Raw genomic sequence first — 22,188 nt, 5'->3', positions numbered from 1 at the left:
GCATTAGAACTTTCTATTAAGTGATGAAATCCATCGCATAATTTTAGGTTAAACCGTAGAAACCTTTGGGTGAAAATAGTTTTCTACCATTTTTACCACCCATTTATTTGGAAATAGCTTACTAAAATAAGCTCCAAGCGTATTACTAGTACCGGGAACAATTTCAGCAACTTTCTCTAAGGTTCCTTGAATGGCAGTTTCTGCGACTTCTTCTGGCGACATTTTAACCTCCTTAGAGTTAACCGGCAAACCAGCTAATCCAGATTTTTCGAAAAAATCGGTTGCTGTAGGCCCAGGGCAAACACAAGAAACATATACATTTTCCCCTTTTAACTCATTACGAATACCTAAACTAAAAGACTGCAGAAAGGCCTGAGTAGCCGCATAAACGCTCATATAAGGAATTGCTTGGTAACATGCCGTACTAGCCATATTTAAAATATAAGCCCGACCCTGTTCTTTAAGCATTGGCAGGAACGTATAGGTGAGATTTACTGTGGTATTGATGTTTAGGTTTACCACAGACATTTGTTCATCGTATGAAAGGTCATCAAATTTACCATAACAGGCTACACCTGCATTGTTGACCAGCATATTCACATCATAATCCTGAGCTTTGCACCAATGGAATAGGTCTTTTACACGTCCTGGGGAGGTAAGGTCTGCGGCAAAAGTTTTAATATCAACCTGGTGTTCATCCACAATTTCCTTGGACACTTTTTCCAGAGCCTCTGCCGACCTTGCCACCAATATGAGATTCATATTTGCCGATGCACAATATCTTGCTATTGCCTCACCTATCCCTCTGCTCGCTCCGGTTATCAACGTGTACTTCATCACAACACCACCCTTTCTTTAAAAATCCAACATCCCACATGTGGTTAGCTTTGTAAAGAAGCTTCCCTGTTTGAATAACCAGTGGAGAAGGAATATTGTTGTGATAAAGTTGCCCCGTCCCAAGGCCCTGAGGCATTTCCACATTAAACTGAGAAGTAAATTGAGCAATGGCATTTAAGCCAATATTGGACTCTAAAGCAGAAGTAATCCACCAACCTATACCGAATTTCTCGGCGCAACTGATCCAAGTTTCAGATGCCTGCATTCCTCCTAACAAGGTAGGTTTAAGAATAATAAACTGAGGCCTTATTCTATCCAACACCTCTTCCTCCCTCCCAGCCATGCCTATAAGTTCCTCGTCAAGCGCTACGGGCACAGGTGAATGTTTACACACTTCGTGCATTTTCTCAAACTGTCCTTGCTTGATAGGCTGTTCTATAGAGTGGAGGTCATAGACAGCCAGTCGATCCAGCTTTTTCAATGCATCATCCGGATCAAAGGCTCCATTGGCATCAACTCGAATTTCCATCTCACGGGCAGAATACTGAGATCGTATAAACTGAAGAAGGCGGCATTCAGCTTCAAAATCAATAGCCCCAATTTTAATTTTTATACATGCATACCCCTGTGCCAGCTTGTCCTTTAGCTGTTCAGCCATAAACTCCTCCGCCCCCATCCATATCAGGCCATTGATAGGTATACCTTCTTTCCCTTGAGAAAAAGAAGTATCAACAATCGTTTTCTTACCTCCGTTTTCCAAATCAGCAAGGGCTGTTTCCAAAGCAAATGCGATAGAAGGGAACTCATTGAAATTAATAGATGGCAAAGGTTGGCCTTCGTTAATCAACTGGCAAATAGTTGACAACTGCGTCTCAAAGTCTGGCCTATCATCTACACTCAACCCCTTCAATGGTCCAGCCTCTCCGAACCCAAACACCTCGGGGTTTTCAGGATGGTACAGTTTAACAAACCAAGTATTTTTATCCTTCAAGACCCCTCTTGAGGTACCTGCATCAAATTTAAACTTTAGATTATATTTCTGGTAAGAAGCTCGTAATTTCATAGTTAAAAAGATAGGGTTACCCACTTAAATATCTTATGTGTTATTAGCTTATTTAGGCTCGCTAAGTTACTTTTTGCCTCGCCGGCAGGGCCTTACTTTTTTTCTTAGACAAAAAAAGTAAGCAAAAAAGTCAAGGCCCTGAAATTTGCTAAACTTTATAACCATTACGCTATTCCGATAACTATCGGAATGAAACTCACCCTCCTTGCGTCGGGCTCAAACAGCAAATTTTTTGGCCGCTTCATGCTTATTAAGTTCTTAACCTGCCTTCGGCAGGCAGGCGCAATTTCATCAATGGCCGCCTTATTTTCTAACAATGGCACATATCGCCATTTAAAAAAGCAGTTTAAGGCATTTATTGTGTCGTACAAAAAAACATTACTTCCTGGAGACTTAAATGGGTAACCCTTTAAAAAGATTTAACCCTACCACCATCTACAGGAATACTGGTTCCGTTTACGTATGCAGCAGCAGGTGTTGCTAAAAAGGCCACAAGCGCTGCCACCTCTTCAGGGTCAGCAAAACGATTGGCAGGTGTTTCCCCCTTCATTTCTGTCTTAACCTCTTCTATGCTTTTCCCGGTTTTATCAGCTTTTGCCTTGATCAGGGACTGTAACCTAGGGGTAAAAGTATAGCCAGGCAAAACATTATTGACAGTAATGCCATCTGTCGCAAGTTCTCCAGATAAAGTTTTGGCCCATCCAGCCACTGCTGCACGGATGGTATTGGAAACCCCCAAATTAGGAAGCGGCTCTTTAACTGAAGTAGAAACAATATTAATTACCCTCCCATACCCTGCGCTCCTCATGCTTGGCACTAAAGCTTGAACAAGCAAATGATTGCATATTAAATGAGCGGAAAAAGCATTCTCAAACTCCTGAGTAGCAGCCTCAAAAATAGGCCCTCCTGCTGGGCCGCCAGTATTGTTCACAAGAATTTCTATTTGACAAGCCTCATCTGCCAAAAAATCATCCACTGTGTTTTTAACTCCTGCCGGATCGTTGAAATCGGCCACAAGGTACTTATGTTTTCGACCCGTCAGGTCTTTAAGTTCCTCCGCAAACAAACGAAGTTTGCTTTCATTTCTGGCTACAAGCACAATTTCTGCTCCCAACAAAGCCAGCTCTACTGCAGCAGCCTTTCCTATGCCACTGGTACTGCCGCATACCATGGCTCTTTTTCCCGATAGACTAAGATTCATGATTCTTATATTTTACACTTGCAATTTAGCCATTTCAAACATTCATCATAAATTCTGGTTCATTAAAAATATGAGAGGAGTATTATCATTTTTCTTTTTATTGATTTTTTCCTTTACCATTTTTTCCTGCTATAGGACCAAATCGTCTGATGGAGGCGGAAATATTAGCAAGGTCAAAGAAAGAACAATTAATACCGAAGACATTGCACTACCAGAAGGTTACCAAATTGAAGCAGTAGCCACTGGATTAACCTTTCCTACAGGTATTGCCCAAGACGAACAAGGGCTTTTATATGTGGTAGAGTCAGGATATGCTTATGGCGAAGTATGGACAGAACCTAGGCTTTTGAGAGTAACTCCTGACGGAGAAAAAACAGTAATGGTAACAGGTAATGACAATGGCCCTTGGAATGGCATAGATTATTATAATGGCCAATTTTATATAGCAGAGGGTGGTCAACTCGGAGGCGGAAAAATACTAAGAGTAGACTATGAAGGAATGATAGATACATTATTGTCAGATTTACCAAGTGTAGGCGACCACCACACCAATGGCCCAAAAGTCCACGATGGCTATATATATTTCTCGCAAGGAACAGCTACAAATTCGGCCATAGTAGGAAAAGACAACCAAGAATTTGGGTGGCTAGACCGACAGCCACACTTTCACGACATTCCATGTAAAGACATTACCCTAACAGGTCAAAACTTTGAAACGGATTATGTATTGTCCGCCAATGAAGATGACCGCGCACGTACAGGAGCCTTTGTCCCGTTTAACACCACCACCTCCCCTGGTGAAGTAATAGAAGGAAGCATACCGTGCACAGGTGCTATTTTAAGAATGCCCTTAGAAGGAGGCGAGCCAGAGCTAGTAGCCTGGGGACTTAGGAATGCTTATGGCATGGCATTTACTGACAACGGCCAATTATATGCTACCGAAAATGCGTATGACAACAGAGGCAGTAGGCCAGTTTGGGGCGCTGGTGATGTATTGTGGGAAATAATTGATGACCACTGGTATGGATTCCCGGATTTTTCTGCAGGAAAGCCCATAGATGATGATGAATTTAAAGCTCCGGGAGAACCTGCACCTGCACCACTTCTACAAGAAGTGCCCACGATCATTCCACAACCGACCGCTATATTGGGCGTCCACTCGTCTTCGAATGGGTTAGACTTTTCCAAAAATGATGAGTTTGGGTATAAAGGACAAGCTTTTATAGCCCAATTTGGGGACATGGCACCTCAAGTAGGCAAGGTAATGGCTCCGGTGGGTTTTAAAGTAGTAAGAGTAGACCCCGGGACAGGCCAGGTTTCAGACTTTGTTGTGAATAAAGGTAGAAAAAACGGCCCTGCCTCTTGGCAAGAGCATGGAGGCATAGAACGGCCAAATGACATTCTGTTCAGTGCAGATGGCCAAGCCATGTATATTGTAGATTTTGGGATAGTAAAAACGACAGACGACGGCCCTGAACCTCAAAAAGAAACAGGAGTAATATGGAAAGTTTCAAGAAAGCCTTGATCCTATTTACTGTCATAGGGCTCTGGCAAGCATGTGCGCCCAGAAAAAGTGAGCCTATTGCAAGCCCATTGGAGATAAAATCAGAAGAAGTTCTGGAAGGGCAAAAGCTTTTTATGCACTATTGCCATAAGTGCCACCCTCATGGAGAAGCTGGGTTAGGTACTGCCATAAACAACAACCCATCACCGCAATTTATGAAAAGGTTTCAGGTCAGACACGGCTTAGGTGTCATGCCATCTTTTGACACTGAAAAAATTTCCAGAGAAGAACTACGAAATATTTCCGCCTATCTACGTGCCTTACAACGCAATTAAAACAGTTTGTTATGAAGTTTTCCAAAGTTAAAAACTAATTTGCTATAAGGCTTTACAAAACGTATCCTCCATCCACATTGATAACAGATCCTGTTATATAGGAGGCTAAGTCAGAAATAAGAAACAGGTAAGCATTGGCAACATCCTCCGGTTTTCCCAGTCGCCCCACCGGAATTTTGTTTTTAATTGTTTTTAGGCTTTTCTCAGGCACCTGATGCATGTCTTTGGTTTCTATAAAGCCGGGCGCAATTACATTTACAGTAATATTATGCTTGCTAAGTTCTCTAGCCCACACTTTTGTAATTCCTATAACTCCTGATTTCGTGGCAGAGTAATTTGTTTGTCCCACACTTCCATATATCCCAGCCAAAGAACAAACATTGATAATCCTTCCAAATTCACCTTGAACCATATAAGAAGCAACCACTTTGGTACAATTGAACACGCCTGTTAAATTGACATCGATGATTTGCTGCCACTGTTCAGTAGTCATTTTTGTCAATGTAGCACAACGTGTAATGCCCGCATTGTTTATCAAAACATCTATGCGACCAAACTTACCAAAGACCACCTTGGCGGCTTCCTCCACCGAAACATATTTAGTCGTATCAACATGACAAAACATCACATTATCCTTTCCCAGCTCTTCGGCAAGTTTTTGGCCTTTTTCCTCATCTATGTCCCAAATCACTACTTTATCACAGCTTCCGGCAAGAAACTCAACAGCTTTTTTACCAATACCATCAGCCCCACCGGTAACTATTGCAATCTTTCCAGCTAAGTTTTTCAAATCTGCGGACATATTACCCAATAACTATTTTACTTATACTAAATAAAGAAAAATTAAATAAAAAACCATTGTCTAGGAAGCCATCTTAGCCAGCAAACAAAAAACCGGCACTAAAAATAAGTACGAAAAAGAAAGTAGAAATTGCTAACTGGCGCAAATAAGGATCTAGCTTGCCCCCTTTCTTATATTTGACAGCAGCCAAAATATTTTTAATAAACAAAGGCGTGGCCAATACAAACAGCCATTGCCAATAAGAGTACCCAACCATTCCAACAAAAACAATACTTAAAATAACCCCAAGTGAAATAAGGGTAACATGATAAGCAACTGATTTTTCAGGCCCCAGCCTCACAGGAATAGTCTTTTTACCTACAGGCTCATCAGACTCTGCATCCCTCATATTATTCAAATTCAACACCCCTACAGCAAATAAGCCACAAGAAGCTGCCGGGAGCAGAATCAGCCATGTAACATAGCCGGAATGAAGGAAAAATGTACCCAAAACTCCTGCTATACCAAAAAAACAAAATACAGAGATATCTCCTAGCCCAGCGTACCCATAAGGCTTTTTGCCAGCAGTATACTTAATAGCCGCTGCAATAGCCAGCAAACCGATCATTAGCATAATCAAAAAAGATATAGACAATGACAGGCTGACAAGCAACAAGGAAATACCTGAAACAAGAGACAGAAGTGCAAAAACAAAAATACCTTTTTTCATAGCGCCTGGCGAGATGCTTCCACTTTGGACTGCCCGTGCAGGCCCTACCCTACTTGTATTATCTGCTCCGTGTTGATAATCGCCATAGTCATTTGCGAGATTAGACAAAACTTGCAAAAAAACCGTAGTCAAAAGCGCCAACGTAAAAACACTTCCGCTAAAACTACCGTAAAACCATGCCAGTATGCTTCCCATGCCTATGCTGGACAAAGACAAAGGCAGGGTACGAAGACGGAAAGCCGAAATCCAAACTTTAACCTTCAAAACGTGAAATTATTTTTTTGCAAAAATACAAAAAACATAGGCCTGATTTACCTAAAAAGTAAATAAGCACAATTTTTTTTCGTTATTAACCCATATCGGGGAAATAAGATTAACAATCATTAAAAAAGTATATTAATTTTGCATCCCTATGAATAAAATATCCTAACAATGAAAAGATTTTTATCAACTTTCATCTTCTCTTTAATTATCCTTCAAGCCACTGCCGCTGAAAAAGAAGGGTATAAAATCAAAGCCCGTATCAAGGGGTTAAAAGATACCGTTTGCTACCTGGCCTACCACTATGGCGATAAGCAGTACCTAAAGGACACGGCACAAGTAGACTCAAAAGGCAACATGTTTTTTCAAGGAAAAGAGAAACTGCCTGGCGGTATTTATATGGTAGTACTTCCTGCCAAAAACTACTTCGAAATTCTCATCAATGACCAGTTCTTTTCATTGGAAACTGACACTTCTGACTATGTCAAAAACATGAAGTTTTCCAACTCAAAAGAAAATACCCTGTTTTATGAATACCTGAGGTATGTGAACAAAAAAGGCAGGGAGGCAGACAAGGTCAGGAAAGAGTTAGAAAAAATTAAAGACCAAGAAGATAACCCACAGATTCAGGAACTAAGAGAACAACTAGGTGAAGTTGAACGGGAAATAAACGAGTTTAGAGACAATTATATCAAAGAATACCCTGATTCTTTTCTGGCAACGGTCTTCCGTGGCATGAAAGACCCTGAAGTACCAGAGCCTCCCCTATTAGAAAATGGGAAAGTTGACTCTACATTTAAATTCAAATACTACAAAGAGCACTTCTTTGACAATATTGACTTTACAGATGACAGAATCCTTAGGACGCCGGTGTATCACGGCAAAATAAAGCAGTACTTTGAGAAACTTACCCTTCAGTACCCAGACTCCTTGATAGCTGCCGCTGATTATCTTATAGAGAAATCAAGAGCCAACAAAGAGCTATTCAAATACACCGTTTTCTATGTTACATATAATATAGAAACATCCAAGCTAATGGGGGCAGACAAAGTCTTTGTCCATTTGGCAGACAAGTATTATAAAACCAACCAAGCTTACTGGTTAGACTCGGCACAAACGGCAAGAATCGTGGACAAGGCCAAAAAACTCAAGCCAATATTAATCGGCAAAAAAGCGCCGGAGTTAAAAATGAGAGATATAAATGGAAATATAAAATCACTACATGGGGTAGATAAAAAATATACCATTATTTACTTTTACGACCCTAATTGTGGCCATTGCAAGAAGGTAACCCCTAAGCTTCGCGACTTGCGTACCCGTTTGAAAGACAAGATCGAAACATTTGCCGTATGCTTGGATCCAGACGAAGAGCAATGGAAAAAATACATAGAAGACAATAAACTTGACTGGATAAACGTAACGGATCCGTATAACCAGACAAACTTTAGAAAAACATACGACATCAACAGCACTCCTATTATTTACCTTCTGGATGAAAACAAAGAAATTGTTGCCAAAAGGATAGATGTAGAGCAATTAGGCGACTTACTGGACAGGCTACTGGAAAAAGACGAAGATGAACCTTTACTAGACACACCTCTAGAAATGAGACAGCCGAAATAACAACTTTGATGTTTTGCAAATAAAAAAAGGGCTAAATAGCCCTTTTTTATTTGTAAAAACTTTGAATCTGAAATATATTATCGCCCATCAGCTACGCTCTCTAAATAAAGACTGGTATGATGCCACTAAGCGCTCGTGCGCAAGCAAAACATTTTCTGGCACCTCTACAGGAGCAATGAAGCCTTTTCCATTAGGGCCATAACCATTTTCATCGTTTCTCAGGCGAGGTATTTCACCTAAAACAAGGTCCACAAACCGCTCAAAACTCCATAGCCCTAAAACATCATTATTTAAGAACTCATGTGTGTTTTCAGACTTAATTACTGACGGTACAAAAGGAGCATAACTTATAAACAAACAGTCCTCCTCAGCCCATTCTTTTAAAAATGAAGCATGTGTACGCAATTGCATGGTAGGATCTTGCAGTAGTAGCACGGAGCGCGGCACCTGGTTTATTCCCCTCAAAAGCTTTAAGGATTCGCATGCATTTGATCCACAGTTTGTAGAAAGGTTCTCTACTAAGACATCATTCTCATCAATACCATTAACCTGCGTGATAATCTTCTTGAAAATTTCTGCTTCTGGCAGGAGCTCGATACCTTCATCACCAACAATGGAAAGCTCCTTGACCTTATCTACTAAATATTTTGTAGAGTGCCCTAAACCACCTGATATCATTAACTTCTTTCCAATACCGCGACTCAATGCAGCAGCACCAAGCTGTGCAACATAGGGTATGCTACAGCCTAACACCAGCACCACATCAACTGTGGGAATTTGAAAATTTTCAATAAACGCTTCCTTGCTTAATTCAGGGATATCTCTCCTAGCCAAGAATCGGGCTACATCATTTAAATCATCAATAACAGTCCTTATCTCATTCATGTCAAGTTTCCCTCTGAAAGTTCACAAATAAATTAGCACGAAAGATTATGACTTAAAAAAATCTCCTAAAAATTTTAGAACCATCTATTATTTACCCCTTCCCTACATTAGGTATTTCAAGAAGCTTAAAATTTCCCCGACAGAACAACTCATTGCCATTACGGTAGCTATTCTTCTTGCAGACCTGGTTTTGCGCACAGCTTAATATTTTTATTAATCTCGCGGTATTCTTCAAGATCTTCTACTTCCAACAGCCTGTTGCAGAATTCATATTCTTCTGCTTCAATTGAAACATTGTAAGAACCTTTATTTAAAATAATGACAAATTTACCAGAAGCCCTGTTTGAGTTAAATACACCTATTACTTCATCAGAGTTTTTATCCGTAACAGTAATGGTGGCTTGAATAGGCTTCTGGGAAACAGAGTCAACCACCAAACCTTTCATTAACAGAACAGGAGATGTTTCATTGTAGACATTGGCATAATAAATATCTATGTCTCCCTCACTATTTTCTCGATAGGAAGAAAAGTATGCGGTAGTACCATCGGCAGACCAGGAAAAGTAAACATCGTCGTGCGGGGTATTGATAGGATATCCAACATTGACCGGAGTCGACCATTCCCCTGTTTCTTCATCAAGTTCAGAATAAAAAATATCAAAACCACCCATACTTTTATGGCCATTGGAACTAAAGTATAAAGTTTTACCATCGGGGTGCATAAATGGGGAATCCTCATTAAAAGGGGTATTTATTTTATCGCCAAGGTTTCTAGGAACTGCCCACTCCCCATTTGGAAGCTTCTTTACATAATAAATATCAGTTCCACCGTATCCGCCTTTTCTATCACTGGTAAAATACAAAGTTCTTTCATCAGCAGAAAACGAAGCACTAGGCTCCCAGTCCTTGCTATTGATCCCTTCAGGGAGTTTTACAGGCTTTGTCCATTCATCACCTTCCAACTCACTCATATACAAATCCCCACTAGACAAAGAAAGTATCCTATTATTTTCGGATCTATAAATCAATAGCTTTTGTCCATCTGCACTTAAAGCCACTGCCGCATTATGCCCATTCGAATTGATATTATCGCCCATATGTTCAGGCGCCCCCCAGCCAGAATCAGTTTTGTGAGAGACATAAATGTGCTCCATATTTTCAAATGCATCATTCAAAAAACCACCAGTTTGCCTTGGTCTATCAGAAGTAAAAATAAGCATAGACTCATCTGCCGAAAGTACAGGGCCATAATCAGCATAGGGAGAGTTTATGTTAGAACCCACACTTTTAATTTCGATGTCCAAAGGGTTTCCAACAAGTTCCTTGGCATTGTCACACATTAAAATATCCCTATCCACAATACGCAACAATTCTTCATCTACTTTCTTCTTTTTGCTCAAAGAGTTCCTGTAGGCTTGGTAGAGCGATTTAGCTTCATCAAACTTATAATTTAAGTGGTGTGCTTTGGCTGCATATAAATAAAAGTCTACAGGCATTTCACTTTCAATATCCAATGCATGCTCCGCCACGCCCAAAGCTTTTATATATTTGTTAGCGCCTATACAGCTTACCAATAAAGGGAAAAGATACGGAGGGTAAAAAGGCTTTATACTGTCAAGCTTGGCAAATAAAGGAATTGCTTCGGCAAATTGCCTGTTATCGAAAAAGTCTATGGCATGAGCTTCTAGCTTGCGAATATCTCTTTTCTTGAAAGCCTGGGCATTGGCATTTGAAAAAACACTACATAAACATAGTGTAAATATAAACCCCAGAATACTGTTCCTTAACATAATCCTAATACTAATGAGTTAACCATGAATATACCATGAAAAATATTAAACCTGAAATATGCATTAGAACTTTCTATTGCGTGGCAAAATAACTTTAAATCAGACGCTTCGCTCGTATTTGGTTTTTAACTATAGAACCACTATGCTTTGCAAACCTAATACGCTGTTTTTTTGTTCTTTTGCCCCTCATAACGAAATCTAATCCATAGCCCAGGTTAAAAACTTGGACAAGGCAACCTTTTCATTTTCTTACGTTTTTTAGGTTGACGATTATGAACATAAGTTAGGTTAAATTCATGGGCACCGAAAGTATTTACCGTTGATAAGCGGGAAACCACGATATCATAGCTATAGCTAAAGCTAAAATTACCAAATTTCACCCCGCCTAGCAAGACCACCGATTCATGGTTACGTAAAAAACTGTCGTACTTTTTGATAGGAATACCCCTATACCACACACCTGCCATCACCATGTCATACATAGCGTAAACCCCAACGTCTAATTGGTCAGAAGGCCCTTGCATTTTATAGTGAACCGTAGGAACGATAGCCCTCTCAGGCTCCGACTGTAGATAAGCGAGATATTTTTGCTTGGATTTTAAACGAATTTTGTAACCTCCGACAAAAGAGTACTTAATAGCCTGTCGGGCTACATCGCCCGTAAAAGACTGATTAGGGCGGTTCATATGGTGGGCAGAAGCTCCTACCCAAAAGTCCTTAGAATAAAGGATACCGCCCGAACCTATATCTACATAATGTATTCTATTACCTAAGCCATAAGGGTTTCCAAAATCATGCTGCCCCTGATCATCAACCTGCTGCGGGAATATTAACCCTGAATAATCTACTGTTCTTGACACATACCCTAGTTGCAACCCAGGGCGAAAAGTAATATTTTCGTTTATGTGCACTTCATAAGCATATTGCAACACGACATCTGTAGACATAAAGTCCGCCCCACCCATAATGTCTTGGACGACCATCACCCCTACCCCACTTTTGTATTCAGGGAAGTAAGTATCGGCAGAAATCAACGAGGTGGTATATGTAGCATCTAAAGATGGCCACTGAAGCCTGTTGTGCAAGGTTCCTCTAGTCTGGTGCGCACTACCTGCAAAAGCAGGATTTAAATGCATAGGCACATTATAGAATTGAGAGAACTGAACGTCTTGCCCCCGAGACTCAAATACAACCCCAGCCAATAAAATGGTCAATATACTTAAAAATGTAGCCCTTAACTTCATCACATGATATATCTACTGATTTAATAAAAATCAAACGGGCCTGGATTCTTAACAGTCTTTTTCTTGTTTTTCTCTGACCCTGCTTTTGCAGCTTCTTTATTATCCTTACGCCGCTTTCTTTCGGCTTTTCTTTCCCGTTTCTTTTTATTCTTTTTGCCTTTTGAAATGATAGCATTGGCGGTCTTTGCATGATAATTCTTATCATCTTTCTTACCCTCCCCAGAGCTATCAACATACGCTCTTGAAACACAAGAAGATAAAAACACAACTAGCAAAAAGACTATATAATGTATTCTCATAGGCGATCTTTTAAGTGTTTAATTACGATATATCTTAAAAAGGGTTTTAGCAATGTATTTTTTAATACAATTACGTACATTAATGTAATTATAAATAATCTAAAAAATATACAAATTAAAATAATTTCATAATTTTGACGCTTTAATAAATAAATGGAATCTTTTTCCGCTTCCATTGGTTTAGAGAAATTAAAAAAGGAATATATAATTGTCATGAAAAGAAATCCCCTGCCGCGTATCCTTTTAATATTTTTATTGACTGCTACTGTTTTGGGCGGTTACTACCTTGTAGAGAAGTATACCTTAGATAACGAACCTACAGTAGAGACAGAAGAAACCATTAATGAGCAGATCGAAGAAAAGCTGCCCGAGCCAACTATAGAGTACGGAATGATCATAGACTCTATGCTCATTGAGAAGCACAAGGTCAAGCGAAATGAAAACCTGAGCCAGATATTCCGGAAGTTCAACATTCCATATGAAGCTATTAATGAAATAGCCAACTTATCTAAAGATGTCTTTGACCCGAGGTATATTAGGGCAGGTCATGAATATACTATTTACACGAACAAAGACTCTCTAAACACACCACAATGCCTGGTTTATGACGCCAATCAGATAGAGCGCATTGTTTACAAATTTGATTCTTTGCAGGTATACAAGCACTATCGTGATGTAGATACCATACGCCGCGAAATAGGTGGAGTAATATATTCATCAATATATGAAACATTAAATGAAAATAATGCTTCGCAGTTAGCAGCAATAGAACTCTCTAAAATCTTTGCTACACAAGTAGACTTTTTCCGCTTACAAAAAGGTGAACGCTTCCGCATGATTTACGACGAACTTGTATTAGACGGCCAACCTATCGGCATAAGCAATGTAGCTGCTGCCAGCTTCGACCACAGAGACAGAACTTTTTACGCTTTTAACCATCCTGAAAACGGCGTAAGTGCTTTTTATGACGAAGAGGGAAACAGTACCCAAAAAGGAGGCTTCTTAAAAGCACCGTTAAAATATTTCCGTATCACCTCTCACTATACAAAGAGAAGGTACCATCCCGTTCAGAAAAGGTTCAAAGCCCATTTGGGAACAGATTATGCTGCACCTACGGGAACTCCAATCATTTCTGTTGGAGACGGAGTAGTGGTAGAAGCCAAATACTCTAACTATAACGGCAACTATGTTAAAATAAAACATAACAATACCTACTCCACCCAGTACCTACACATGTCAAAAATAGCCAAAGGCATGAGACCTGGCGTAAGGGTAAGCCAAGGACAGGTTATAGGATATGTAGGAAGTACAGGTTTAGCAACAGGCCCACATGTCTGCTTCAGATTCTGGGAAAATGGAAAACAAGTGGATGGAACCAAAGTTAAAGTGATCAAAAAAGAACCTATAAAAGCTTCAGAGAAAGAGAGCTTCATGAAACAAATGGCTGTGCTCAAAAAGCAGCTTGACAAAATACCATACCTTGAAAAAGACGACAAAAAGGAAAATGAAGAGGAAGAAGAGACTGAAGAAGAAGCTATAGCAAAAAAATAAATAAAATTTACGTCAGCTTTGCGCTTTGCGACAATATAATTTGCACAAAAAAAGAGGAGCCTACCGCCCCTCTTTTTTATTTTTTAGCTAATTTGCGCTTTCATTAATTAGTTTCCCAACAACAGATGAAATATACTTTTGCTTATGGTGCCGCAGCAGGAATTGCAATGGGCATAATTGACGGAGTTATCTATAATTATCTTTACGACACAAAAATAGCCGCCTACGGAATACTCATCAACCTGATCGTAATGGTAGCGATAATGCTGCTAGCAATCAAGCATATTTCCAAAGCAAAGCATGATTCACAAATCAACTACTTTCAGGCAACATTAGCTGGAATAATGGTAGCAACACATGCGGGAGTCTTTTTAGGGCTCTTTACATATATTTATTTCAGCTTTGGAAACCAAGAATTTATACAACACACCTTAGAAATGGGCGCTGAAGTATTAGCAGAACAAGACCTAACCGAAGAAGAAGCAGAAGAAAAACTCTCAGAACTTAAAAGAAGCTTCACCCCTTTAAGGCAAGCGCTATCGTCTTTCCAGGGCACTTTTATTATAGGAACCTTTCTAGCACTGATTATCGGCTTTTTTACTAAAAAGAAAAATGCCGCCAGTTCAACCTGAATTATTAGGTGCAAAGGTTTTTCGGCTATTTCAAATTTTCCGTGTACAGTAACTTGAGAAGTTTTTAATCATTACTACTTTTTGGGCTAGCCACAAGCGCACAATCTACTTTATGGCCTTCCAATACGACTCTTGTAAGGCCATGCGTAGTGTAGCCACAAGGCATGCCTTTGGCTACACACACTTATTACTTTTCCAACAGCCCCTACACTAGTTCCTATTATACTGTATGGCATAAAAAAAGGCCGCACTTGCGGCCCTAAAACGAGTAAAAGTAAATTGCAAACAGTTTTTTAGGTAAAATTACATCAACAAGAAGCTTTTAACTTGCGCTTTGATAGTTTCTTTATTAAGACCTTTCATTAAATCCATGGTAATTTTTCTGACTAAAACGCCAGCTATAGCAGGTCTTACACCTGACTTGCGTGCTATCTCAATGCAGAAGTCCATTTCCGCATCTTCAATTTTTCCTTCAACCAACATTAACTGTACAAGGTTAAAAATCTCATTAAACCTTTCATCGTCATTAGAAGGTTTAACAAAGTCATAAACAGAAACATCTTCAAGCACAGCTTGAGTATCTTCATACTTCAAACCCATTTTATCACCAACACGGAAAATGTATTCAATTTCCGAATCAGACATAAAACCATCTGTCTTAGCAAGTGCAATCAGATTTCTAAGATGGCTTTTCTGATGTTTGGTCTTTTTAGTCTCGAAAAAAGTTAGCATAAACATATGGGTAAATTTTTGAGGTTTCTTATTCCGTTATCTACAGTACAAATGTAGGTAAAATTATATTACAGACAAAACACGACTTTGTTTAAAAAAACTAAAAATAGACTATTTTTAGCAAAAAAAGTCTGAGACACTAAAATAATAAATATTTAATAAACAACACCTTAGCAATAACACAATTAGAAATAGTACAATTTCAGCTCAATAAAACACAAGAACAAATAAAATAAACATTCTTTATAAAATACAAAAAGTATTATATTATATCCAATAATTATTTCAAGGTGTATGTACCAGGGAAACGTTTAATGGCATCTGATAGGAAAAGACAGGCCTGATGCTTATAAAAAGGATAGTCTTGAGAGAGTGCGTAAATAGCATTTTCCATCCCAGAATCAAAAGAGGTTCTCCGGCTTAACCCCTCCAAAGACTTCTGTACCCCGTAGAGTTTTGAGTAATTATACAACCAATCGTTTGAGATCATGTGAGGAAGCAACTTTTGGAATTTCAAAGGCAGGGACTCGCTATTATACTCCAGCAACCTATATACACGCTGAGTAAACACAGTCAAAGGCATAGAGGAAAAAGCATTCCAGCCATTGGCCAAAAAATGGTCAATATAAATATCAGCAATAACACCTGAGTAATGCCGATAAGATGTGGAAAGTCGACGCTTCATATTTAGAAACGCAGGGTGGCTATCTGTATAACAATCTATTTCACGGTGCAACAAGATACCTGCTTTCACCAATGAAGGATAATCGTTAACAGCCTTACCTTTTACAGCGTCTGCTATAAAGTTGCCAATAAGGATATCGTCAGACCCTGAAAGAAGTGCATGGCCAAGGTAGTTCAATTAATCAGCGTATTCTATTTCTTTGGAATAATTTCTAAAAAAATTAATGCCTATAGAAAACTCAAGATATGGCATCCATTCCCCATAAGCTTCCCGCGACAAAAACGCTCCGTCCCGCTCCCTATTAACCCCTTCATACCGTGAATGGATCACCCCAACTTGCAAATAACTATAGAACCTTGACCCAAAAAGTAATTTAAGTCCGGTAAGCGCTGCAAAACGGTGGGCATCCTCTGAAGAAAAAATAAAAGTACCTACTCCCGGCCAAGTACCATCATATTTACTCCTAATATAATAAAAGGATCCAACCCACTTCCATTGGTAATACACTTCCGATATAGGCAGTATTTCTTGGGCCACACCCACAGACATATCCCTAAACCCTGGCGAGACCCTTAAGGAGGTAGTCCGGTAGCTCATATCAACAGAAGGGAAATAAGAATAGCTGGCACCGCCCAATCCTGCTGCGACTCCAATATTTAAAGACCTTCTCTCTGGAAGCGGCAATTGAGCGCTAGCATGATGAGAAAGTATACACAATAAAACAATTAAGGCAATTACCGGTTTACTCATTTTAAATCGAAGAAGCATTATTCAGTAAAAATAACTAAAAATGCGATGAGTTACACACTTTGATCCAGATTATGCAATATAGTTCCTCATGAGCGACAAAAGACAAAGTAGGTAAAACATAGGAACACCGAAAAAAACACATAGAACTTCTTTTGTCAACTACAAAGGCTTGGTTGCGAATCAGGATCTAATAAAAAATCGAACTATGAGTCAAAAAAAGAGCTTTAAAGATTTAATCCAATCAGACAAACCAGTATTAGCAGACTTTTACGCTGATTGGTGCGCCCCATGCAAAATGCTTACCCCTACCCTAGAACAGCTCTCTAAAGAGTCAGAGGACCTAAAAGTGGTAAAAATAGATGTCGACAAAAACCCTTCGGCAGCCACACAGTTCGGGATTAATGGTGTACCAACTTTAATATTGTTCCGCAAAGGAAAAATTCTCTGGAGAAAATCTGGAGTTATGGACATTATGTCTTTACGAAAAGAACTTGCCAGTCACATGTAACTTTGTGCAACAAATTCCCCTCAAAATGGTTATTAATGTAACTAATAATTTCATTCAATTTATTATAAAGGGGGGCGCAAAGATGGAAACGGTTGCAAAAACAAAAGAAAACAAAGATCTCTCTCTAGCTATGAGCCAATTCTTTAAAGTGATTTACATCGATTTTGGTATCGAGAGGATCAACAACAAGATTAAAGATTGGTATAAGTTAAGCTGGGATGAATTTGAGAGAGAACTTAACAATCATCAAGTAAAATACTCTGATTGTATGATGAAAGATTGGCGCGAGTTCTTTATCAATCATAAGAGAAAAGTACTTAAGCTGATGGAAAAAAACGGGTAAATACTTTTACCGAATCACCAAGCAATCCTAGTAAAGGATAACGGGTTATAGACCACAAACCCGGCTTATGCAACAATGCTTCTTAGATAGGCATCTTATTGCATAGTCCGGGTTCTTTTGTTAACCGCCAATCAATTTACCATCTAACAATATAATTGCACCTTCAGCACCTAACCTTCCGGCGAATGCCTTAGCATAAAAATCACCCAGCTACATTAATCTTGACTTACAATAGATTCGGTTATGAGAAGCAAAAAATAACGCAAAGGATAACAGCGCTATGGTCAATACATAAGTAGGGCGAAGAGGTTGATCTGAGGTCATTTTTCTATAATCACCTATTTCAGGTTAGACCCAATAAGGAATCCGGTACAAACACTAAGGGGCTAGGCAATCTCTTGAAGTAACCGCAAAGAAGCGTAATGACACAAATCCATGTAACAGGTCCTGGAATTAACGAAACCAGGCTCTTGTCAGGTTTGTTAATATTGAAAAGGAGGTATTTTATGGAGAGCACAAAAATGAAGGAAATGGATTATGTGCAGCATGAGTTTATCAAAACCTTGCTGTCAGATTTTGGGCCTTTAGAGATTAATGAACAAATAGAGAACTGGTACAAAATGGATTGGCCAGATTTCAAGCATGAGTTAAATAAACAAAACATATCATTAGATGGCTCTACAACGCGTGACTGGCGGGAGTACTTTAAACTTCAGAAGATAAAAATGGATCATATATTAGAACACTAATGGCCCAGCATGCTTACTGTGCAGTGTACTAACAGTAGTGATATTATATTAGCAAAAACGGTTGACCTGATCAACCGTTTTTTGCGTTTTCCTCCGTAATTAACTTTTGTTGTCAACGTTTTAGAAGCTTATAAGCAAATAGCTTAACAATTAAGCACATGTCTGCTAGCTATAAGCACCCTATCAAACATCAACCGGTTTTAAATATATAGAATCATCAAAATGATACCAATAACTTCAGCACCCAGATGTGCAGCAGGTAAAAATTTAGGCTGTGGCCTACCTACTACTTTGTCAACCACAAACATACCAATAACTATAGCTGCTGCAAGCCCTAAGAATATTGATGACAAATCCGGACTAGCGCTTATATCTGTCGCTTCAAGACCTATATACCAGGTCAACATACCAAGACCAGTAAATTCAAATACCGCTTGAATAAACACCAGAAATATGGGTCTTTTACCTCCCTTCCATACAATTGAGGCAAGCCACAAGGCAAGCGCAAGAGAGATAACATACACAATAATTACATGATAAATCTGCATAGGCTTAAAAAAAGTTATTAAAAAGGTAAAAATCGAATCTCTTATGATTATAACCTCATGTTAAAGTTTTTGTTTTCAGTGATGGTGAAGCCTTATGGAGTCAGAAACTTTTTTAAGATTCATTTCTTCCTTTTGCAAAGCCTTATTAATAACCACACCGGCGCGAGCACCTTCGGCAGCAGCCATAATCACCAACTGAACATCTTTAGAAACATCTCCTGCAACAAAAACCCCGTTAACAGAAGTTTGTTGAAACCTCGAACTTTTTATTCCTCCTTTACGAGTAAAATCACACCCTAATTGAGCAGCCAGGTTGCTCCTTTGGTACTGGTCTGTGGTAAAGAACATGGCACTTCTTTCTATTGATGTACCATCAACAAAGACAATCCGTTCTAGCAATCCATGATCGCCCTCTAGCCGCATTACAGGTTTGTCAATTATTTGAATATTTTTCAGTTCTAATCTTTGCAATTCATCGTCGGTCACCGTACTTCCATTGGTCAGCAAAACGACATCATCAGACCAGCTCGTCAAGGAAAGTGCCAAACCACTGCCACTCCTACCTTTTCCTATCACAGCCAAAGGCTTCAACCTCACTTCCCAGCCATCGCAATAGGGACAATGGTGTACACTAGAGCCATAAAATTTATCAATGCCATCTATTTCAGGAATATCGTCCACCATTCCAGTGGCGATAAGGACTTTTTTAGCGTAATATCGATTATGATCAGCGTCGACAAGTTCGAAGGAATTGTTGCTGACTTTTTTAGCCTCTACAACTTCTTGGTACACAAAATCTACAGGATATTGCTTTACTTGTTCTCTGGTAATCCTCAAAAACTCCCGTGGATCTGAGCCATCTCTGGATATAAAACCATTCATCTGCTTGGCCCTAAAGTTCCTTGGCTTGCCAGTGTCAAAGACCAATACCGACCGGACACATCTTGCAAGAATAAGCGCTGCACTCAACCCAGCGGGTCCTCCCCCTATAATCACCACGTCATATAATCTCTTCTGAAACATTTCTCCCCTCCTAATTTACTAATTTAACCGCCCATCTTCTTATAATGTTATCATGTCAACAGAGCAAAAAACGCCTTTATTTCCCAATACAGGCAGAAAACAAAAAAAATCACCAGTCTCCCGCAGAATATTTCCTGAAAATCTTTCCATAAATTTCTTTTTTATTATAAAAAATGAGGAAATTTGCAGTTCTTACTCATGCGGTAACATTAATCCATGGAAAATAACAACAAGTATTTTATCATCGACTTCGACAGCACCTTTACAAAAGTAGAGGCCTTAGACGAATTAGGAGAGATTTCTCTTAAAGACCATCCCAATAAAAATAAAATTCTTCAGGAAGTAATAGACCTTACCAACTCCGGAATGGAAGGAAAAAGCTCCTTTACTTCAAACCTGAGCAAAAGAATAGAGCTTTTACAGGCAAACAAAAGACACCTGCCACTTCTAATAGAAAAGCTACAAGGGAAGGTCAGTGAATCGGTAAAAAGAAACAGAGACTTTTTCGAAAGGTTCTCTAACAATGTCTACATTGTTTCCAGTGGCTTTAAGGAGTTCATTACACCGATTGTGACCGAATATGGAATTAAAGAAGAGAACATTTTTGCCAATACCTTTACGTATGACGAAAATGAAAACATTGTTGGTTTTGACAGGAGCAATGTGCTTTGCCTAGACAAAGGGAAAATACAACAGCTAAAAACCCTTAATCTCAAAGGTGATGTATATGTTATTGGCGACGGGTACACAGACTATGAAATTAAAGAGGCCGGATTGGCCAATAAGTTCTATGCCTTTACTGAAAATGTAGAGAGGCAGGCAGTACTTGAAAAAGCAGAACATATCGCACCTAGCCTGGACGAGTTTCTTTACCAGAACAAACTTCCAATGGCTATTTCTTATCCTAAAAATAGAATCAGTGTATTGATTCTAGAAAACATTCACCCAGAGGCCATGAGGATTTTTAAATCTGAGGGCTATAAAGTAGAGGTATATTCTGGTGGACTGGACGAGGATGAACTTTGCGAAAAAATAAAGAACGTTTCTATTTTATGTATACGCTCAAAGACACGTGTTACCAAACGCGTTTTAGAGCATGCAAATAAACTAATTGCTGTTGGGGCGTTCTGTATAGGAACAAACCAGATTGACCTAAAAAGCTGTTTGTCTCGTGGTGTAGCTGTTTTCAATGCACCTTATAGCAATACCCGAAGCGTGGTAGAGCTTGCTATAGGCGAGATTATCATGCTTTCAAGAAATATACCTAGCCGCAGTGAAAAAATGCACAAGGGCGGCTGGGAAAAGTCCGCGAAAAACAGCTATGAAATAAGAGGCAAAAAGCTCGGAATCATAGGCTATGGAAATATCGGCGCACAGCTGTCAGTTTTAGCCGAAGCTATGGGTATGGAGGTGTACTACTATGACATAGTAGAAAAACTTCAATTGGGTAATGCTAAGAAATGCTCTTCTTTACAAGAGTTGCTAGGCATAGCTGACATTATTTCACTGCACGTGGACGGAAGACCTTCCAATAAAAATCTTATTGGCCGAAATGAGTTTGCCCTTATGAAAGAAGGCACTATTTTCCTAAACCTTAGCAGAGGACATGTTGTTGACATAGAAGCATTGGCTGAAAGCATGCGCTCTGGAAAAATCCTAGGAGCTGGTGTTGACGTTTTCCCTGAAGAGCCTAAAAATAACTCAGAAGAATTCCAAAGCGAACTAAAAGGCCTAAACAACCTGATCCTAACACCACATATAGGGGGTAGTACAGAAGAAGCACAAAACAACATTGCCCATTTTGTACCAAGCAGGGTTATTGATTATATCAATACAGGTAACACCTTCCAAAGCGTCAACTTCCCGAACCTACAGCTTCCGGAGTTAAAAGATGCCCATAGGTTAATTCACCTACACGAAAATGTGCCTGGCATATTGGCTTCTATTAACAATGTCTTGGCCAAACATAATATCAATATCCTTGGGCAGTACTTAAAAACCAACGAGCAAGTAGGTTACGTAATCACTGATATTAATACTAAATATGCAAAAGAAGTGATAAACGACCTAAAAAGTATCAAGCATACGATCAAATTTAGAATTTTATACTAAAA

The 22,188-nt window shown here is 39.2% G+C and carries 23 protein-coding genes; 9 read left to right on the top strand and 14 right to left on the bottom strand.

What is annotated here, in order from left to right; genetic code table 11:
• Positions 1-48: 48 nt before the first annotated feature.
• From RCC89_07950 to RCC89_07940, 3 genes are all read right to left on the bottom strand, one after another.
• Positions 49-837 (bottom strand): SDR family oxidoreductase, encoded by a 789-nt coding sequence (locus tag RCC89_07950; GenBank protein WMJ73092.1) that lies wholly within the window; start codon positions 835-837, stop codon positions 49-51.
• The gene (locus tag RCC89_07945; protein WMJ73091.1) at positions 794-1,900 is read right to left on the bottom strand and encodes an o-succinylbenzoate synthase; all 1,107 of its coding nucleotides are present in this window, start codon (positions 1,898-1,900) and stop codon (positions 794-796) included. The genes RCC89_07950 and RCC89_07945 overlap by 44 nt, the downstream gene beginning before the upstream one ends.
• A gap of 409 nt (positions 1,901-2,309) precedes the next feature.
• Positions 2,310-3,101, bottom strand: coding sequence for an SDR family oxidoreductase (locus RCC89_07940; protein ID WMJ73090.1), 792 nt, complete (start codon positions 3,099-3,101; stop codon positions 2,310-2,312).
• A 70-nt stretch (positions 3,102-3,171) separates the two neighbouring features.
• Here RCC89_07940 and RCC89_07935 point away from each other — a divergent pair, with 70 nt between their 5' ends.
• Positions 3,172-4,626, top strand: coding sequence for a glucose dehydrogenase (locus RCC89_07935; protein WMJ73089.1), 1,455 nt, complete (start codon positions 3,172-3,174; stop codon positions 4,624-4,626).
• Positions 4,602-4,940 (top strand): cytochrome c, encoded by a 339-nt coding sequence (locus tag RCC89_07930; GenBank protein WMJ73088.1) that lies wholly within the window; start codon positions 4,602-4,604, stop codon positions 4,938-4,940. The genes RCC89_07935 and RCC89_07930 overlap by 25 nt, the downstream gene beginning before the upstream one ends.
• 52 nt (positions 4,941-4,992) lie before the next feature.
• Here the strand turns inward: RCC89_07930 and fabG are convergent, their stop codons facing one another.
• Both fabG and RCC89_07920 read right to left on the bottom strand, forming a co-directional pair.
• Entirely contained in the window at positions 4,993-5,742 is a 750-nt protein-coding gene (fabG, locus tag RCC89_07925; GenBank protein WMJ73087.1) for a 3-oxoacyl-ACP reductase FabG, read from the bottom strand.
• 73 nt (positions 5,743-5,815) lie between these two features.
• Positions 5,816-6,715, bottom strand: a complete 900-nt coding sequence (locus tag RCC89_07920; GenBank protein ID WMJ73086.1) for a 1,4-dihydroxy-2-naphthoate polyprenyltransferase — start codon at positions 6,713-6,715, stop codon at positions 5,816-5,818.
• Between the two features lie 168 nt (positions 6,716-6,883).
• On the opposite strand from RCC89_07920, the gene RCC89_07915 reads away from it, so the two are divergent.
• Positions 6,884-8,335 (top strand): thioredoxin-like domain-containing protein, encoded by a 1,452-nt coding sequence (locus RCC89_07915; GenBank protein WMJ73085.1) that lies wholly within the window; start codon positions 6,884-6,886, stop codon positions 8,333-8,335.
• Between the two features lie 87 nt (positions 8,336-8,422).
• Here the strand turns inward: RCC89_07915 and RCC89_07910 are convergent, their stop codons facing one another.
• The 4 genes from RCC89_07910 to RCC89_07895 form a co-directional block, all read right to left on the bottom strand.
• Entirely contained in the window at positions 8,423-9,220 is a 798-nt protein-coding gene (locus RCC89_07910; GenBank protein WMJ73084.1) for a YdcF family protein, read from the bottom strand.
• 167 nt (positions 9,221-9,387) lie between these two features.
• Entirely contained in the window at positions 9,388-11,010 is a 1,623-nt protein-coding gene (locus RCC89_07905) for a hypothetical protein (GenBank protein ID WMJ73083.1), read from the bottom strand.
• 215 nt (positions 11,011-11,225) lie between these two features.
• Positions 11,226-12,254 carry a type IX secretion system membrane protein PorP/SprF gene (locus RCC89_07900; protein ID WMJ75648.1) on the bottom strand — a complete coding sequence of 343 codons (1,029 nt, stop codon included), beginning with the start codon at positions 12,252-12,254 and terminating at the stop codon, positions 11,226-11,228.
• 20 nt (positions 12,255-12,274) lie between these two features.
• Positions 12,275-12,553, bottom strand: a complete 279-nt coding sequence (locus RCC89_07895) for a hypothetical protein (GenBank protein WMJ73082.1) — start codon at positions 12,551-12,553, stop codon at positions 12,275-12,277.
• 153 nt (positions 12,554-12,706) lie between these two features.
• Here RCC89_07895 and RCC89_07890 point away from each other — a divergent pair, with 153 nt between their 5' ends.
• Together RCC89_07890 and RCC89_07885 are read left to right on the top strand one after the other, a co-directional pair.
• The gene (locus RCC89_07890) at positions 12,707-14,104 is read left to right on the top strand and encodes a peptidoglycan DD-metalloendopeptidase family protein (GenBank protein WMJ73081.1); all 1,398 of its coding nucleotides are present in this window, start codon (positions 12,707-12,709) and stop codon (positions 14,102-14,104) included.
• Between the two features lie 125 nt (positions 14,105-14,229).
• Positions 14,230-14,736 carry a DUF4199 domain-containing protein gene (locus RCC89_07885; GenBank protein WMJ73080.1) on the top strand — a complete coding sequence of 169 codons (507 nt, stop codon included), beginning with the start codon at positions 14,230-14,232 and terminating at the stop codon, positions 14,734-14,736.
• A 303-nt stretch (positions 14,737-15,039) separates the two neighbouring features.
• Here RCC89_07885 and RCC89_07880 read toward each other — a convergent pair whose 3' ends face one another.
• The 3 genes from RCC89_07880 to RCC89_07870 all read right to left on the bottom strand — a co-directional run bounded on the left by RCC89_07880 (position 15,040) and on the right by RCC89_07870 (position 16,903).
• Entirely contained in the window at positions 15,040-15,468 is a 429-nt protein-coding gene (locus tag RCC89_07880; protein WMJ73079.1) for a TerB family tellurite resistance protein, read from the bottom strand.
• Between the two features lie 280 nt (positions 15,469-15,748).
• Positions 15,749-16,330 (bottom strand): ACP phosphodiesterase, encoded by a 582-nt coding sequence (locus RCC89_07875; protein ID WMJ73078.1) that lies wholly within the window; start codon positions 16,328-16,330, stop codon positions 15,749-15,751.
• Positions 16,331-16,903 carry a hypothetical protein gene (locus tag RCC89_07870; protein WMJ73077.1) on the bottom strand — a complete coding sequence of 191 codons (573 nt, stop codon included), beginning with the start codon at positions 16,901-16,903 and terminating at the stop codon, positions 16,331-16,333.
• A 205-nt stretch (positions 16,904-17,108) separates the two neighbouring features.
• On the opposite strand from RCC89_07870, the gene trxA reads away from it, so the two are divergent.
• From trxA to RCC89_07855, 3 genes are all read left to right on the top strand, one after another.
• Entirely contained in the window at positions 17,109-17,411 is a 303-nt protein-coding gene (gene trxA, locus RCC89_07865) for a thioredoxin (GenBank protein WMJ73076.1), read from the top strand.
• Between the two features lie 130 nt (positions 17,412-17,541).
• Positions 17,542-17,754, top strand: coding sequence for a hypothetical protein (locus tag RCC89_07860; GenBank protein WMJ73075.1), 213 nt, complete (start codon positions 17,542-17,544; stop codon positions 17,752-17,754).
• A 422-nt stretch (positions 17,755-18,176) separates the two neighbouring features.
• The gene (locus tag RCC89_07855; GenBank protein ID WMJ73074.1) at positions 18,177-18,503 is read left to right on the top strand and encodes a hypothetical protein; all 327 of its coding nucleotides are present in this window, start codon (positions 18,177-18,179) and stop codon (positions 18,501-18,503) included.
• A 200-nt stretch (positions 18,504-18,703) separates the two neighbouring features.
• On the opposite strand, the gene RCC89_07850 is transcribed toward RCC89_07855, so the two are convergent.
• Both RCC89_07850 and RCC89_07845 read right to left on the bottom strand, forming a co-directional pair.
• Positions 18,704-19,051: a hypothetical protein gene (locus tag RCC89_07850; protein WMJ73073.1), complete on the bottom strand. Its 348-nt coding sequence runs from the start codon at positions 19,049-19,051 to the stop codon at positions 18,704-18,706.
• A gap of 75 nt (positions 19,052-19,126) precedes the next feature.
• Positions 19,127-20,074 (bottom strand): NAD(P)/FAD-dependent oxidoreductase, encoded by a 948-nt coding sequence (locus RCC89_07845; protein ID WMJ73072.1) that lies wholly within the window; start codon positions 20,072-20,074, stop codon positions 19,127-19,129.
• 216 nt (positions 20,075-20,290) lie between these two features.
• Between RCC89_07845 and serA the strand changes: the two genes are divergently transcribed.
• Entirely contained in the window at positions 20,291-22,186 is a 1,896-nt protein-coding gene (gene serA, locus RCC89_07840) for a phosphoglycerate dehydrogenase (protein ID WMJ73071.1), read from the top strand.
• Positions 22,187-22,188: the final 2 nt, after the last annotated feature.

The organism is Cytophagaceae bacterium ABcell3, assembly GCA_030913385.1.
Taxonomy (GTDB): domain Bacteria; phylum Bacteroidota; class Bacteroidia; order Cytophagales; family Cytophagaceae; genus ABcell3.
The sequence above is the reverse complement of the archived record's forward strand: the minus strand, read 5'-3'. Positions and strand labels throughout refer to the sequence as shown.